This is a genomic window from Mycolicibacter engbaekii (assembly GCF_002101585.1).
GTDB lineage: Bacteria > Actinomycetota > Actinomycetes > Mycobacteriales > Mycobacteriaceae > Mycobacterium > Mycobacterium engbaekii.
This window is the reverse complement of record NZ_LQOT01000076.1, coordinates 221041-234194: the sequence shown is the minus strand read 5'-3', so window position 1 is coordinate 234194 and position 13154 is coordinate 221041. Positions and strand designations below refer to the sequence as shown.

Genomic DNA, 13154 nt, shown 5'->3' with positions numbered 1-13154 from the left:
GGCGGTTTTGGGCGCCCCACGGTGTGCGCTGCAGACGACAGCGCCGCGGTCAGGGAAGCGTGAGAATCTCGGCGCCGTCGTCGGTGACCACGAGGGTGTGTTCGAACTGAGCACTCCACTGGCCGTCGCTGGTGACCACGGTCCAGTCGTCATCCCAGATGTCGTAGTCCAGGCCGCCGAGGTTGATCATCGGCTCGATGGTGAAGGTCATGCCGGGCTCGATGACGGTGTCGACTTCGGGCTGGTCGTAGTGCAGGATCACCAAACCGTTGTGGAACGTCGGCCCGATCCCGTGGCCGGTGAAGTCGCGGACCACGGTGTAGCCGAACCGGTTCGCATACGCCTCGATCACCCGCCCGATCACCGACAGGGCACGGCCCGGTTTGACCGCCTTGATGGCCCGCATGGTGGCCTCGTGGGTGCGCTCGACGAGCAGGCGGTGCTCCTGCGAGACATCGCCGGCGAAGAAGGTGGCGTTGGTGTCGCCGTGTACTCCGTCGATGTAGGCGGTCACGTCGATGTTGACGATGTCGCCGTCGGCGATCACGGTCGAGTCCGGGATGCCGTGACAGATGACCTCGTTGAGCGATGTGCAGCAGGACTTGGGAAAGCCCTTGTAGCCCAGCGTCGAGGGGTAGGCGCCGTGGTCGACCATGTACTCGTGGGCGATCCGGTCGAGCTCGTCGGTGGTCACCCCCGGGGCGACGGCCTTGCCCGCCTCGGCCAGCGCGCCGGCGGCGATCCGGCCGGCCACCCGCATCTTCTCGATCACCTCGGGCGTCTGGACCCACGGCTCGGTGCCTTCGGCGGCCGTGGCGCGGCCGACGTACTCCGGTCGTGCGATGGACCGGGGCACCGGCAACGTGGGCGATATCACGCCGGGGGAAAGCGGGGCTCGAACAGGCATTGGCCCAGCTTAACGGAGCTGGTCAGCGCCGCCAGCGCAGCTTGCGCCGGGGGCCCCGGATATCCACCGAGCCGCACACCACGCGTCCGGTCAGCACCAGGTGCGGAACTCCCTCGGCAGGCGGGTCGCTCCGGCGGTCGCGGGCACTGCCCCCGTAGACCTCGACGTCGTCGATGGAGGCACTGGCGCCCTCGGGCAAGCGGATGTCGACGGAGCCGAAGCGCATGTCGAGTTCGATGACCACCACCGGCCCGGCGAAGCGCGCCTTGGTGAGGTCGAGGTCGACCGAGCCCAGGCGCCGCACCAGGGCCAGCCGGGTCGGCACCACCCACTCGCCGTGGCGTTTGAGCGATCCGGCCCAGCCGCGCAGCTCGACCCGGTCGGCGGCCGAGGTGACGATGGCCCCCGGTCCGGGCAGGTCCCCGATCAGGTTGTCGAGGTCCGAGCGCATCCTGGCCTGCGAGACCTGCGCGGCGCGTTCCTCGAACTCTCCGATGTCGATCAGACCCAGCGAGACGGCGTTGTGCAGACGGCGCAGCGTGCCGTTGCGGTCCGCATCCGAGATGCGCAGCAAAGCGGCCACGTTGTCATCGAGACCGGTCATGGTTTCCCAATTTACCGGCGCCGGCCAGGCTGCGCAGTCCACGGACGACGGCGCGCGCCGCTACAGCAGGAAGTTGTCCGGCAGCGAGTCGAACATCACCTTGGTCATCCGGACGGCGTACTGCGAGCTGCCACCACCGACGATCAGGGAGGCGAAGGCCAGGTCACCCCGGTATCCGGCGAACCAGGAGTGCGAGCCCCCGGCGAATTCGGCTTCCCCGGTCTTGCCGAAGACCGGGCCGCAGCCCGCGATGTCGCGTGCGGTGCCGTCGGTCACCACCAACCGCATCATCTGACGCAGGCCGTCGAGGATCTCCGGGTCCACCGGGGCACCGACCGGCCCGTTGACCGTCGTCGGCCGGCCCTCGATCAATCGGGGTACCGGCGTGCGCCCGGCGGCCACCGTCGCCGCGGCCAGGGCGACACCGAACGGGCTGGCCAGCACCTTGCCCTGACCGAATCCGTCCTCGGTGCGTTCGGCCAGGTCGACGGTCGGCGGCACCGAACCGGTGACCGTGGTTATGCCGTCGACCAGGTAGTCCACTCCGATCCCGTAGCGGCTGGCCGCCTGCGACAGCGCGCGCGGCGGCATTCTGCTGGCCAGCTCGGCGAAGGTGGTGTTGCAGGAATCGGCGAAGGCGCGCGACATCGGCACCAGCCCGAGGTCGAACCCGCCGTAGTTGGGAATGGTGCGCTGGCCGATGTCGAGGACGCCGGGGCAGCCCACGATGGAGTTCGGGGTCGCCATGTCCCGTTCGATCGCCGCACCGGCGGTGACCATCTTGAACGTCGATCCGGGCGGGTACAGGCCGGTGGTGGCGATCAGGCCGTCGGAGTCGGCGGCCGCGTTCTGGGCAACAGCCAGCAGATCGCCGGTCGAGGGCCGGATCACCACGATCATGGCCTTGTCGCCGCGGCTGTTGACCGCGTTCTGGGCGGCACGCTGCACCGCGCGGTCCACGCTGATGGTCAGCGACGGTGCCGGCGCCGGGTCCACCTCGTGCAGCACCGCGACGTCGACGCCGTTCTGGTTGACGCTGACCACTCGCCAGCCCGCGGCACCCTCCAGTTGGGTTCCGACGGTCTTCTTGACCTCGCTGATGAGCATCGGCGCGAAGTGGTCGTCGGTGGGCAGCAGTTCGGCGTGCGGCGTGACCACCACTCCGGGCAGGGCGCCGATGGCGGCCTCGACACGGTCGTGCTCGGCTTTGCGCAGGGTGATCAGGTCGAGCGGGGTCACCGAGGAACTGGCCTGCTCAGCCAATCGCTGCGGGTCGCTCAGGTCCGCGTCGTAACCGCGCAGCGTCTCGACCACCGCCAGCGCGGTCCGCATCAGGTTTCTGCCGGCCCGGCTGGCGTCGAGCTGGTAGTTGTACACGTAGCCGGGCACCAGCACGTCGGTGCCGCCCGCCTCGTTGACGGCGGCGCGGCGCGGGGGGTCGGCCCGCAGCGCGAAGGTCTGGTGCTCGCCCAGCTTGGGGTGCAGGTCGGTGGCCGTCCAGCGCACCGTCCAGTGGCCTTCGTTGCGGACCATTTTGAGCTGGCCGTCGTAAGCCCAGCTCCGGCCCTTGGGCAGCGTCCAGGTGTAGCGGTAGGCCACGCTGCCGGTGTCGTCGTTGTAGCGCGAGCTGAGCACCTGGGCGTCCAGGTGTTCGGCCTGCAAGCCCGCCCAGGCGGCGTTGAGCGCGCTGCGCGCCGCGGAGGGGTCGTCGCTGAGTTCCGCGGCGGCCCCGGTGTCCCCGGAAGCCAGGGCGGCGAAGAAGCGCTCGGCGACGGGCCCGGGGCCGTCGGGGCGCGGAGTGCAGGCGGCCAGGCCCGCGGCGGTGAGCAGCACGGTCACCAATCCCGTGACGCGTGTGACGAATGAGCTTGCAGTTGACATTGGGGCTGATGTTACGAAATAGAAACGGTCGCCCCACGGAGGCGCACCGAGATCGGATCGCTCAGTCGCCGATCGGCGGCTATCGGGATCGGTCGACAGCGGGGTGCTCACGAACGTGTACTCAGCGCGAAAAACCTCGAATCTTTTCGCGCTCAGTGCACGCTCGGCGTCGGGCTACCGCCGCCGGGGCACTCAGTCGAGCAACACGGTCGCGAAGGTGCCGACCTGAGCGAAACCCACCCGCTCATAAGTGGACCGGGCCACCTCGTTGAAGTCGTTGACGTACAGGCTCGCGATCCGTCCGGTACCGACGATCACCCCGGCCAGCATGGCGGTGCCGCCGGTCCCCAGCCCACACCCGCGCCGGTCGGGGTGCACCCAGACACCCTGGATCTGCGCCACCGTCGGCGACTGCGAGCCCACCTCGGCTTTGAACACCACCTCGCCGTGCTCGAAGCGCGCCCAGGCCCGCCCGGCCGCGATCAGGTTGGCCACCCGCCGCCGGTAGGCGCGGCCTCCATCGCCGGCGCGCGGATCCACGCCCACCTCGCCGATGAACATGTCGACCGCCGCCACCAGGTAGGCGTCGAGCTCGTCGGGACGCACCTGGCGCACTTCCGGGTCCATCGGGCACGCCGGCATGCTCTGCAGCGCCATCAGCGGTTGACTTTCGCGCACATCGCGCGCGGGGCCCCAGGATTCGGCGAGCCGCTGCCACATCGGCAGCACCAGCTCGGCGCGGCCGACCAACGACGAGCAGCGCCGGATCGCACTCGCCGCCTTGTCGGCAAAAGCGGTGAGATCGGCGGGCGTTCCCCGCAGCGGAATCAGGTTGGCCCCGGCGTAGCACAGGGATTCGCCCACACCGCCGCGCGTCCACAGCTCGCCGCCGATCAACCGCGGATCGACACCGTGGTCGGCCACCCGGGCGGCGACCATGCAGGAGCCGACCGGATCCTCGGCCAGCACCTGCCAGACCGCTGCCGCATCGCTCACCACGGACACCCGCCGCTGGGCGAGACGGAAATCGGGTGGAGCCGACATGGTGACTCTTTCTGGCGTACTCAACGGCCGGCTAATCGGCTGTGATCAGCTTACGGCGACGGTGGGCGAACCGCCCGAAGATCCCTCACCCATCTCCGCCGCCAGGCGCATGGCCTCCTCGATCAGCGTCTCGACGATCTGTGCCTCAGGCACGGTCTTGATCACCTCGCCCTTGACGAAGATCTGGCCCTTGCCGTTGCCGGACGCCACACCCAGATCCGCCTCGCGGGCCTCACCCGGCCCGTTGACCACGCAGCCCATCACCGCCACCCGCAGCGGGACGTCGATGCCCTCGAGCCCGGCGGTGACCTCGTTGGCCAAGCGGTAGACGTCGACCTGCGCCCGCCCGCACGAGGGACACGACACGATCTCCAGACCCCGGGGCCGCAGGTTGAGCGATTCCAGGATCTGGTTGCCCACTTTGACCTCCTCCACCGGAGGTGCCGACAACGAAACCCGGATGGTGTCGCCGATCCCGCGCGACAACAACGCACCGAAGGCCACCGCGGACTTGATGGTGCCCTGGAACGCCGGGCCGGCCTCGGTGACGCCCAGGTGCAGCGGGTAGTCGCACTGCTCGGCCAGCAGCTGGTAGGCGGCCACCATCACGACCGGGTCGTTGTGCTTGACGCTGATCTTGATGTCGCCGAAGCCGTGTTCCTCGAACAGCGACGCTTCCCACAGGGCGGACTCCACCAGCGCTTCCGGGGTCGCCTTGCCGTACTTGGCCAGGAAACGCTGGTCCAGCGATCCGGCGTTGACGCCGATCCGGATCGGGATGCCGGCGGCACCTGCCGCCTTGGCCACCTCGCCGACCCGGCCGTCGAACTCCTTGATGTTGCCCGGGTTCACCCGGACCGCGGCGCAGCCGGCGTCGATGGCGGCAAAGATGTACTTGGGCTGGAAGTGGATGTCGGCGATCACCGGGATCTGGCTATGCCGGGCGATCTCGGCCAGCGCGTCGGCGTCCTCCTGCCGCGGGCAGGCGACCCGGACGATGTCGCAACCCGAAGCGGTCAACTCCGCGATCTGCTGCAACGTCGCATTGACGTCGTGGGTCTTGGTGGTGCACATCGACTGCACCGCGATCGGATGGTCGCTGCCCACCCCGACTCCACCCACCATCAGCTGGCGGGTCTTGCGCCGCGGGGCCAGTGTGGGCGCAGGGGCGGCCGGCATTCCGAGGCCGACGCTCATGTGAGCTCTCCTGTCAAAACAGCCTGATCGGGTTGACCAAGTCGGCGGTCACGGTGAGCAGCATGTAACCGGCCACCACCGCCAAGACTACGTAGGTGGCCGGCATCAGCTTGAGATAGTTCACCGGCGCCGCGGCAACCTTGCCGCGGGCGGCTCGAAGCACGTTGCGCAGCTTTTCGAACAACGCGATCGCGATGTGCCCGCCGTCGAACGGCAGCAGCGGCACCAGGTTCAACACGCCCAGGATGAAGTTCAACTGGGCCAGGAAGAACCAGAACGCCACCCACAGCCCGTGATCGACGGTGTCGCCGCCGATGATCGACGCGCCCACCACGCTGATCGGGGTTTCGGGGTCACGCGGCCCGCTCGGGTGGCCGATGGCGTTCACCAGCGCGCCGACCTTGGAGGGAATGTTGGCCAGCGACTTGCCCAGCAGCACCGCCAGGTCGCCGCTGAAGGTGAACGTCGCCGGGACCGCGGTGACCGGGTTGTACTGCGTCGGCCCGAACTGAGCGGCCCCGACACCGATCGCGCCGACGGTGCTGGGCACGGCCTCACGATCGGGGCCGTCGGCGATCCAGCGCTGGGTGGGCGCCACGTCGACGTACTTGGTCAGCTCGGCGCCGTCGCGCTCGACGACGAACGGGGTCCGGCCGTGCTGTTTACGCACCGCCGCGGCCATCTCCTCGAATGTCGACACCGGCGTGTCGCCGACCTTGACCACCACGTCACCGGGCTCTATCCCAGCAAGTGCCGCCGGGCCGGGCCCCTCGCAGTCACCCAGTTCCCCCTTGACGACTTCCGGTGCCACACAGTCCGTTTTCCCGATGACGGCGGTGGTGGGTGCGTGCAGGTTCGGCAGGCCCCAGATCACCGCGATGATGTAGACCAGCGCCAGACCGATGACGAAGTTCATGCCGGGACCGGCGGCCAGCACGGCGACCCGCTTCCAGGTCTTCTGCTTGTACATGGCGCGGTCGGTCTCATCAGGCGCCAGTTCTTCCACGGCGGTCATCCCGGCGATGTCGCAGAAGCCGCCGGCCGGGATCGCCTTGAGCCCGTATTCGGTCTCGCCGCGCCGGGTCGACCACAGCGTGGGACCGAAGCCGACGAAGTAGCGCCGCACCTTCATGCCAGTGGCCCGCGCCACCCACATGTGACCGCATTCATGCAGAGCCACCGAAACCAGGATGGCCAGCGCGAACAGCGCGATGCCGACCGCGAACATCATCGAGTGCTTCCGACCTTTCTCGTAACTACAGCCTCGACGGCGCGAGCCGCACGCTCCCTGGCCCAGCGCTGCGCGTCGAGTACCTCATCCACGGTAGCGGGTTGCGCGGCCCACTGGTCGGCGGCGCCCAGAACCTCGGCGATGGTGCCCACGATCGCCGGGAAGCCGATCCGGCCGGCGAGGAAGGCCTCTGCCGCCTCTTCGTTGGCCGCGTTGTAGACCGCGGTCATGCAGCCACCGGTCTGCCCGGCGTGACGGGCCAGCTGCACCGCGGGGAAGACGGCGTCGTCGAGCGGTTCGAACTCCCAAGTTGACGCGGTGGAGAAGTCACAGGCCGCCGCCGCGCCGGGGACCCGGGCGGGCCAGCCCAGGGCCAGGGCGATGGGAAGCCGCATGTCCGGCGGGCTGGCCTGCGCGATGGTCGACCCATCGGTGAACGTGACCATGGAATGCACGATCGACTGCGGGTGCACCACCACGTCGATGCAGTCGTAGGGGACGCCGAACAGCAGGTGGGTCTCGATGAGCTCGAGACCCTTGTTCACCAGGGAAGCCGAGTTCAACGTATTCATCGGGCCCATCGACCACGTCGGGTGGGCACCGGCCTGCTCGGGGGTCACGTGCTCCAACTCGGCGGCGGTGTAGCCCCGAAACGGCCCGCCCGAGGCGGTGAGCACCAGTTTGGCGACCTCGTCGGGGGTGCCGCCCCGAAGACACTGCGCCAGCGCGGAGTGCTCGGAGTCCACCGGCACGATCTGGCCGGGCTCGGCCGCCCGCATCACCAGTGGGCCGCCGGCGATCAGCGACTCCTTGTTGGCCAGCGCCAGCCGCGCCCCGGTCTCGAGTGCGGCCAGGGTGGGCCGCAACCCGAGCGCGCCGACCAGCGCGTTGAGCACCACATCGGCCTCGGTGTCATACACCAGGCTGGTGACGGCTTCGGGTCCGCGGTAGGGGGCGTCGAGCGCTTCGCCGATCTGCGGGTCGGCGACGGCGATGTTGGCGACCCCGGTCTCGGCCCGCTGCGCTGCCAGCAGCGCCGGGTTACCGCCGCCGGCTGCCAGTCCGACGATCTCGAACCGGTCCGGGTTCGCCGCGACGACCTGCAACGCCTGGGTTCCGATCGAGCCGGTGGAGCCCAACAGCAGAACTTTGATGCGGCGGCCCGTACTCACCCACCTATTGTGCGCCCGCGTAGTTGCCGAAGCTCCAGAGGTTGCCCTCGGGGTCGCGAACCGCGAACTCGCGCGCGCCGTAGTCGGTGTCGCTCAGCGGCATGACCACCTCGGCGTTGTGCTCCAGAACCCGTTGGTACAGCGCGTCGGGATCGCTGGTGACGACGTAGCCGCCCGCGGTGCCCGGTTCGCGGCACCAGTCGTTACCGGGCTTGTGACTGCCGAGCATGATGGCGCCGACGCCCTCCGGCCAGCGCAGTTCGGCGTGCGCGACGGTATCGCCGGTCTCGCCGTAGCGGGCCGCGACGACGAAGCCGAAGGTCTCGACGTAGTAGTCGATGAGCTTCGCGGCGTCATGCGCTTGCAGGGTCAGCCAGACGGTCGGATTCGAAGGTGTCATGCCCCCACTGTGACCGCTGGGGGTGGCCGCCGTCTTGAATGTTTTGGAACTCTTCGGCCAGCCAGGCTCCCGGGGACACGCCGGCGTACCGAACGAACTCGCGGCTCAGATGGGCCTGATCGGCGTATCCGGCCGCGGCCGCGACACCGGCCAGGTCGACACTGCCGTGCCGGCGGGCCTCCTCGGCCAGCCGGGCGGTCGCGTATTCGAAGCGCATCAGCATGGCCACCGCCTTGGGACTGTGGCCGACCTCGCGGCGGAACAGGGTGGACAGATGCCGCTGACTGATTCCGCTGCGCTCCGCAACCCGGGCCACCGGCATCCTGCCCCGGCTGCGGGCCAGTAGCTGCCAGGCGAAGATCAGCTCGGGGCGCACGGCGGCGTCCCGCCGGCGATACTGCTCCGCCAGATACTCCGAGACGACCCCGAACACCTCCGGCCACGACCGCCCGGCGGCGACCTGCTCGTGCAGGCGCAACGCCCGCCGGCCCAGCATCGGTGCTCCGTCGAAGTCGCTGACGCTCAGTTCGGCGGCCGGCACACCGAACAGCGCGCGAGACGCCAGCGGATGCACCGCCAGCTGAACCCCGGCCTGCCCGCTGGTCTGCGCCACCCGGGCCGCGTGGGTATGCAGGCCGCCGAGCAATACCGGAGCGGGCCGTGCGGCGGCCAAGGTGTCGAGCGATGCGGCCGCGCGCACCCCCTCGTCGAGGCTGACGATGAAGGTCAGCGTCGATGAGGGCATTCCGCGGTGGACGCCGTCGGGGACATCGAACGCGCGATAGCCCACCATCGACGCCACGCCGGGGGCGATGCGGGGCGGTGCAGTCGCGAAATCCCAGATCCGCGGGGCGCGTGCGGTGTGCTCGGCCATGGTGTCCACGGTAGATCGGCTGAATGGGGGTATGTCAGAATGTCGCGCAGTAGTTGCACAGGCGAACTGAAGGAGTCGAAGTGGCCAGTACCGAGGTGGAGCGCCACACTGGGGTCGACCCCGTCGAGGTGCCGTCTGCGGCGTGGGGTTGGAGCGCGATCAACTACCGGACCTGGCACATCGTCGGTTTCGCCATCGTCGGCTTCCTGCTGCTCATGCTGCGCGGAAACCACATCGGCCACGTCGAGGACTACTTCCTGCTGGGATTCGCCGCGCTGACCCTGATCGTCGTCGTGCGCGACATCATCGGCCGCAACCGCGGCTGGCTGCGCTGAGCGCACCCGCCTGAGCGTCCGCTAGGCGTTCTCGGCCGCCAGCTGGCCGCAGGCGGCTGCGATCTCCCGTCCGCGGGTGTCGCGGACCGTACATTCCACGCCCTGAGCCCGCACGCGCCGCACGAACTCCCGCTCCGCCGGCTTGGGACTGGCGTCCCATTGGCTGCCCGGCGTGGGATTGAGCGGAATCAGGTTGACGTGCACCAGCTGCCCCAGCGCCTTGTGCAGTTTCTTCCCCAGCAGGTCGGCCCGCCAGGGCTGGTCGTTGACGTCGCGGATCAGCGCGTATTCCACCGACACCCGCCGGCCGGTCACGTCCGCGTAATAGCTTGCGGCGTCAAGGACTTCGGCGACCTTCCACCGATTGTTGACCGGCACCAGCGTGTCGCGCAGCTCGTCGTCGGGGGTATGCAGCGACAGCGCGAGCGTCACCCCGAGGCGCTCGTCGGCGAGCTTGCGGATCGCCGGGGCCAGTCCGACGGTGGACACCGTCACCGACCGCGCCGAGATCCCGAAGCCGTTCGGCGGCGGCTCGGTGATCCGCCGCACGGCTGCCACCACCCGGGCGTAGTTGGCCAGCGGCTCCCCCATGCCCATGAACACGATGTTGGAGAGCCTCGCCCCAGAAGATGAAGCACCGCCGCTGTCTCGTAGCGTCACCGCCGCCGACCGCACCTGCTCGAGAATCTCGGCGGTGGACAGGTTACGGGTCAGCCCGGCCTGCCCGGTGGCGCAGAACGGACAGGCCATGCCGCAGCCGGCCTGCGAGGAGATGCACACGGTGTTGCGGCGCGGATAGCGCATCAGCACCGACTCGAACTTGGTGTCATCGTGCGCCCGCCACAACGTTTTTCGGGTCTGTCCGGAATCGCATTCGATCTCGTTGGCAGCGGTCAGCAGTGCGGGGAACAGCGCGTCGGCCACCGCGGAGCGCACCGCCGCCGGAAGGTCGGTCATCAACTGCGGATCGGCGAGCAGTCTGCCGTAGTACTGCTGGGCGAGTTGGTTGGCACGGAAGGCCGGCAAGCCCAGTTCGGCGACGGCCGCGGCCCGCCCGGCCGGGTCCAGGTCAGCCAGGTGGCGAGGCGGCAGGGCGCGTTTGGGTGCGGTGAACACCAGCTGAGGCGTCATGATCGGTTCCAGTATGCCTGTGACTCAGAGAACGGTTAGGACGATCCAGGTCACCACCGCCGCCGGCAACAGCGCGTCGAGTCGGTCCATGATGCCGCCGTGACCGGGCAGCAGACGGCCCATGTCCTTGATGCCCAGATCCCGTTTGACCTGGGATTCGATGAGGTCGCCGAAGACGCCGGTGAAGACGAGCAGCAGCCCCAGCGGTAGGCCCACCCACCATGGCCGGTCGAGGAACATCGTCACCGCGAACACGGCCGCGGCAACACCGGCGACCAGTGAGCCGGCCAGCCCCTCCCACGACTTCTTCGGGCTGATCGCCGGCGCCATCGGGTGCTTGCCGAACAGCACACCGACGGCGTACCCGCCGATGTCGGAGAAGACCACCGGAAACAGCAGGCACAGCACCCGGCCCGGTCCGTTGTCGCGGAAGACCAGCAGGGCAGCGAAGCTCATGCACAGCGGCACCCAGACGGCGATCAGGATCATCGCCGACATGTCCCGCAGATAGTTGACCGGGGTGTGGTTCAGCCCGCGATGCACCAGCCGCCAGATCATGCAGATCACCACGGTGGCGCCGAAAGCGCCCAGCACTCCCCTGGCCCCGAACGGCAGTGACAGCCACAGCATCGCCTGGCCGCCGAGGGCCAACGGGATGAACGGCACGTCGTAGCCGGCCTCACGCAGCCGCCTGGTGATCTCGTGCGTGCCGACCGGCGCGGCCACCGCAAGAATCAGCACCCAGAAACGCGGGGCGAACAGCAGCGTGTAGACCAGTGTCCCGGCCAGCAGTACGCCGACGGCGATGGCCGCCGGAAGGTTGCGTCCGGCTCGCGACTGCTTCGGTTGCGGAACCGCGGCGTCTACGCCGGTGTCATGGTTGGCCACGGTTGTGCCTGCTGGGCGGTCCCTAGACCTCCAGCAGCTCGCCTTCCTTGTGCTTGACCAGCTCGTCGATCTGCGTCACGAACTGCTGGGTGGACTTGTCCAGATCCTTCTCCGCCCGGCCGACCTCGTCCTCGCCGGCATCACCGTCTTTGCGGATACGGTGCAGCTCCTCCATCGCCTTACGGCGGATGTTGCGCACCGAGACCTTGGCGTCCTCGCCCTTGGCTTTGGCCTGCTTGACCAGCTCCTTGCGCCGCTCCTCGGTGAGCTGCGGCACGGCCACCCGGATCACCGAGCCGTCGTTGCTCGGGTTCAGACCGAGGTCGGAGTTGCGGATCGCGTTCTCGATGGGGCCCAGCTGCGACGCCTCGTAGGGCTTGATCACCACCAGGCGCGCCTCGGGCACGTTGATGCTGCACAGCTGGGTGATGGGGGTCATCGACCCGTAGTAGTCGATGACAATCCGCGAGAACATGCCCGGGTTGGCCCGGCCGGTCCGGATGGTCGAGAGATCGTCACGGGCCACCGACACGGCCTTCTCCATTTTCTCCTCGGCATCGAAGAGAGCCTCGTCGATCATGTACCCCGCTCCTCGTTATCTTCGCTGTGGCACGGCCGCTGCGGGGGCATCCCCCATCGCGCCCGTCAGCTGGTGACCAGTGTCCCGATCTTCTCACCCGCGACCGCCCGCGCGATATTTCCGTCGGTCAACAGGTTGAACACCAGGATCGGCATGCCATTGTCCATGCACAGGCTGAAGGCAGTGGCATCGGCCACCTTCAGTCCCTGCTCGAGCGCCTGGCGGTGGGTGATCGAGGTGAGCAGCTCGGCGTCGGGGTGCGTCCGCGGGTCGGCGGTGAACACCCCGTCGACCGCCTTGGCCATCAGCACCACCTGAGCGCCGATCTCCAGCGCCCGCTGCGCCGCGGTGGTGTCGGTGGAGAAATACGGCAGACCCATGCCGGCCCCGAAGATCACCACCCGGCCCTTCTCCAGGTGCCGCTGTGCCCGCAGCGGAATGTAGGGCTCGGCGACCTGACCCATGGTGATCGCGGTCTGCACCCGGGTGTCGATACCTTCTTTTTCCAGGAAGTCCTGCAACGCAAGGCTGTTCATCACGGTGCCGAGCATGCCCATGTAGTCCGAGCGCATCCGCTCCATGCCGCGCTGCTGCAACTGGGCGCCACGGAAGAAGTTGCCGCCGCCGATTACGACAGCGACCTGCACACCGTCGCGGACCACTTCGGCGATCTGGCGTGCGACCTGGGCAACCACGTCGGGGTCGAGCCCAACCTGCCCGCCGCCGAACATCTCCCCACCGAGCTTGAGCAACACCCGCGAATAGCGGGGGCGGCGACCGGCCGGGCGGCCTTCGTCGGTACTCGTCGGCTCCGTCATCAGGCTCCTTTGGGCTGCGCGGATATGACAGCGCCATCGCGGTTAACGTCCGCGACGGCATCCTCATCCTGCCCTACCGGGCAGGTCAAACA

Annotated in this window: 14 protein-coding genes; 1 reads left to right on the top strand and 13 read right to left on the bottom strand. The window is 68.8% G+C overall.

The features are described 5' to 3' along the window. Positions 1–49 precede the first annotated feature (49 nt). From map to AWC02_RS20480, 9 genes are all read right to left on the bottom strand, one after another. Positions 50–907: a type I methionyl aminopeptidase gene (map, locus tag AWC02_RS20520; protein WP_085130668.1), complete on the bottom strand. Its 858-nt coding sequence runs from the start codon at positions 905–907 to the stop codon at positions 50–52. A gap of 22 nt (positions 908–929) precedes the next feature. After that, positions 930–1511, bottom strand: coding sequence for a DUF1707 SHOCT-like domain-containing protein (locus AWC02_RS20515; RefSeq protein ID WP_085130666.1), 582 nt, complete (start codon positions 1509–1511; stop codon positions 930–932). Between the two features lie 60 nt (positions 1512–1571). Next, positions 1572–3392, bottom strand: coding sequence for a penicillin-binding transpeptidase domain-containing protein (locus AWC02_RS20510; protein WP_085130664.1), 1821 nt, complete (start codon positions 3390–3392; stop codon positions 1572–1574). A 192-nt stretch (positions 3393–3584) separates the two neighbouring features. Further along, complete coding sequence (locus AWC02_RS20505) at positions 3585–4436, bottom strand: GNAT family N-acetyltransferase (protein ID WP_085130662.1); 852 nt, start codon at positions 4434–4436, stop codon at positions 3585–3587. A 45-nt stretch (positions 4437–4481) separates the two neighbouring features. Then, on the bottom strand, positions 4482–5633 hold the full coding sequence (gene ispG, locus AWC02_RS20500) for a flavodoxin-dependent (E)-4-hydroxy-3-methylbut-2-enyl-diphosphate synthase (protein WP_046322058.1): 1152 nt from the start codon (positions 5631–5633) through the stop codon (positions 4482–4484). Positions 5634–5646: 13 nt separating this feature from the next. After that, entirely contained in the window at positions 5647–6864 is a 1218-nt protein-coding gene (locus AWC02_RS20495; protein WP_085130660.1) for a M50 family metallopeptidase, read from the bottom strand. Then, positions 6861–8036, bottom strand: a complete 1176-nt coding sequence (gene dxr, locus AWC02_RS20490; RefSeq protein ID WP_085130659.1) for a 1-deoxy-D-xylulose-5-phosphate reductoisomerase — start codon at positions 8034–8036, stop codon at positions 6861–6863. Before dxr ends, AWC02_RS20495 begins: the two co-directional genes overlap by 4 nt. 4 nt (positions 8037–8040) lie before the next feature. Beyond that, positions 8041–8436, bottom strand: coding sequence for a VOC family protein (locus AWC02_RS20485; protein WP_085130657.1), 396 nt, complete (start codon positions 8434–8436; stop codon positions 8041–8043). Then, positions 8390–9229, bottom strand: a complete 840-nt coding sequence (locus AWC02_RS20480; protein ID WP_085130809.1) for a helix-turn-helix transcriptional regulator — start codon at positions 9227–9229, stop codon at positions 8390–8392. Before AWC02_RS20480 ends, AWC02_RS20485 begins: the two co-directional genes overlap by 47 nt. A gap of 161 nt (positions 9230–9390) precedes the next feature. On the opposite strand from AWC02_RS20480, the gene AWC02_RS20475 reads away from it, so the two are divergent. Further along, positions 9391–9645 carry a DUF2631 domain-containing protein gene (locus AWC02_RS20475; RefSeq protein WP_046322185.1) on the top strand — a complete coding sequence of 85 codons (255 nt, stop codon included), beginning with the start codon at positions 9391–9393 and terminating at the stop codon, positions 9643–9645. Positions 9646–9666: 21 nt separating this feature from the next. On the opposite strand, the gene rlmN is transcribed toward AWC02_RS20475, so the two are convergent. The 4 genes from rlmN to pyrH form a co-directional block, all read right to left on the bottom strand. Beyond that, positions 9667–10776, bottom strand: coding sequence for a dual-specificity RNA methyltransferase RlmN (gene rlmN, locus AWC02_RS20470; protein ID WP_085130655.1), 1110 nt, complete (start codon positions 10774–10776; stop codon positions 9667–9669). Between the two features lie 24 nt (positions 10777–10800). Further along, entirely contained in the window at positions 10801–11664 is an 864-nt protein-coding gene (locus AWC02_RS20465) for a phosphatidate cytidylyltransferase (RefSeq protein ID WP_085130653.1), read from the bottom strand. Between the two features lie 22 nt (positions 11665–11686). Next, the gene (gene frr, locus AWC02_RS20460) at positions 11687–12244 is read right to left on the bottom strand and encodes a ribosome recycling factor (protein ID WP_085130651.1); all 558 of its coding nucleotides are present in this window, start codon (positions 12242–12244) and stop codon (positions 11687–11689) included. A 65-nt stretch (positions 12245–12309) separates the two neighbouring features. Further along, positions 12310–13062, bottom strand: coding sequence for a UMP kinase (gene pyrH, locus AWC02_RS20455; RefSeq protein ID WP_085130649.1), 753 nt, complete (start codon positions 13060–13062; stop codon positions 12310–12312). Positions 13063–13154: the final 92 nt, after the last annotated feature.

Excerpts from the sequence above, each read along its gene's own strand:
- AWC02_RS20480 (WP_085130809.1), bottom strand. The coding sequence starts at position 9,229 with ATGGTGGGCTATCGCGCGTTCGATGTCCCCGACGGCGTCCACCGCGGA.
- rlmN (WP_085130655.1), bottom strand. The coding sequence starts at position 10,776 with ATGACGCCTCAGCTGGTGTTCACCGCACCCAAACGCGCCCTGCCGCCT.
- AWC02_RS20515 (WP_085130666.1), bottom strand. The coding sequence starts at position 1,511 with ATGACCGGTCTCGATGACAACGTGGCCGCTTTGCTGCGCATCTCGGAT.
- map (WP_085130668.1), bottom strand. The coding sequence starts at position 907 with ATGCCTGTTCGAGCCCCGCTTTCCCCCGGCGTGATATCGCCCACGTTG.
- ispG (WP_046322058.1), bottom strand. The coding sequence starts at position 5,633 with ATGAGCGTCGGCCTCGGAATGCCGGCCGCCCCTGCGCCCACACTGGCC.
- AWC02_RS20485 (WP_085130657.1), bottom strand. The coding sequence starts at position 8,436 with ATGACACCTTCGAATCCGACCGTCTGGCTGACCCTGCAAGCGCATGAC.
- frr (WP_085130651.1), bottom strand. The coding sequence starts at position 12,244 with ATGATCGACGAGGCTCTCTTCGATGCCGAGGAGAAAATGGAGAAGGCC.
- AWC02_RS20495 (WP_085130660.1), bottom strand. The coding sequence starts at position 6,864 with ATGATGTTCGCGGTCGGCATCGCGCTGTTCGCGCTGGCCATCCTGGTT.
- pyrH (WP_085130649.1), bottom strand. The coding sequence starts at position 13,062 with ATGACGGAGCCGACGAGTACCGACGAAGGCCGCCCGGCCGGTCGCCGC.
- AWC02_RS20505 (WP_085130662.1), bottom strand. The coding sequence starts at position 4,436 with ATGTCGGCTCCACCCGATTTCCGTCTCGCCCAGCGGCGGGTGTCCGTG.
- AWC02_RS20510 (WP_085130664.1), bottom strand. The coding sequence starts at position 3,392 with ATGTCAACTGCAAGCTCATTCGTCACACGCGTCACGGGATTGGTGACC.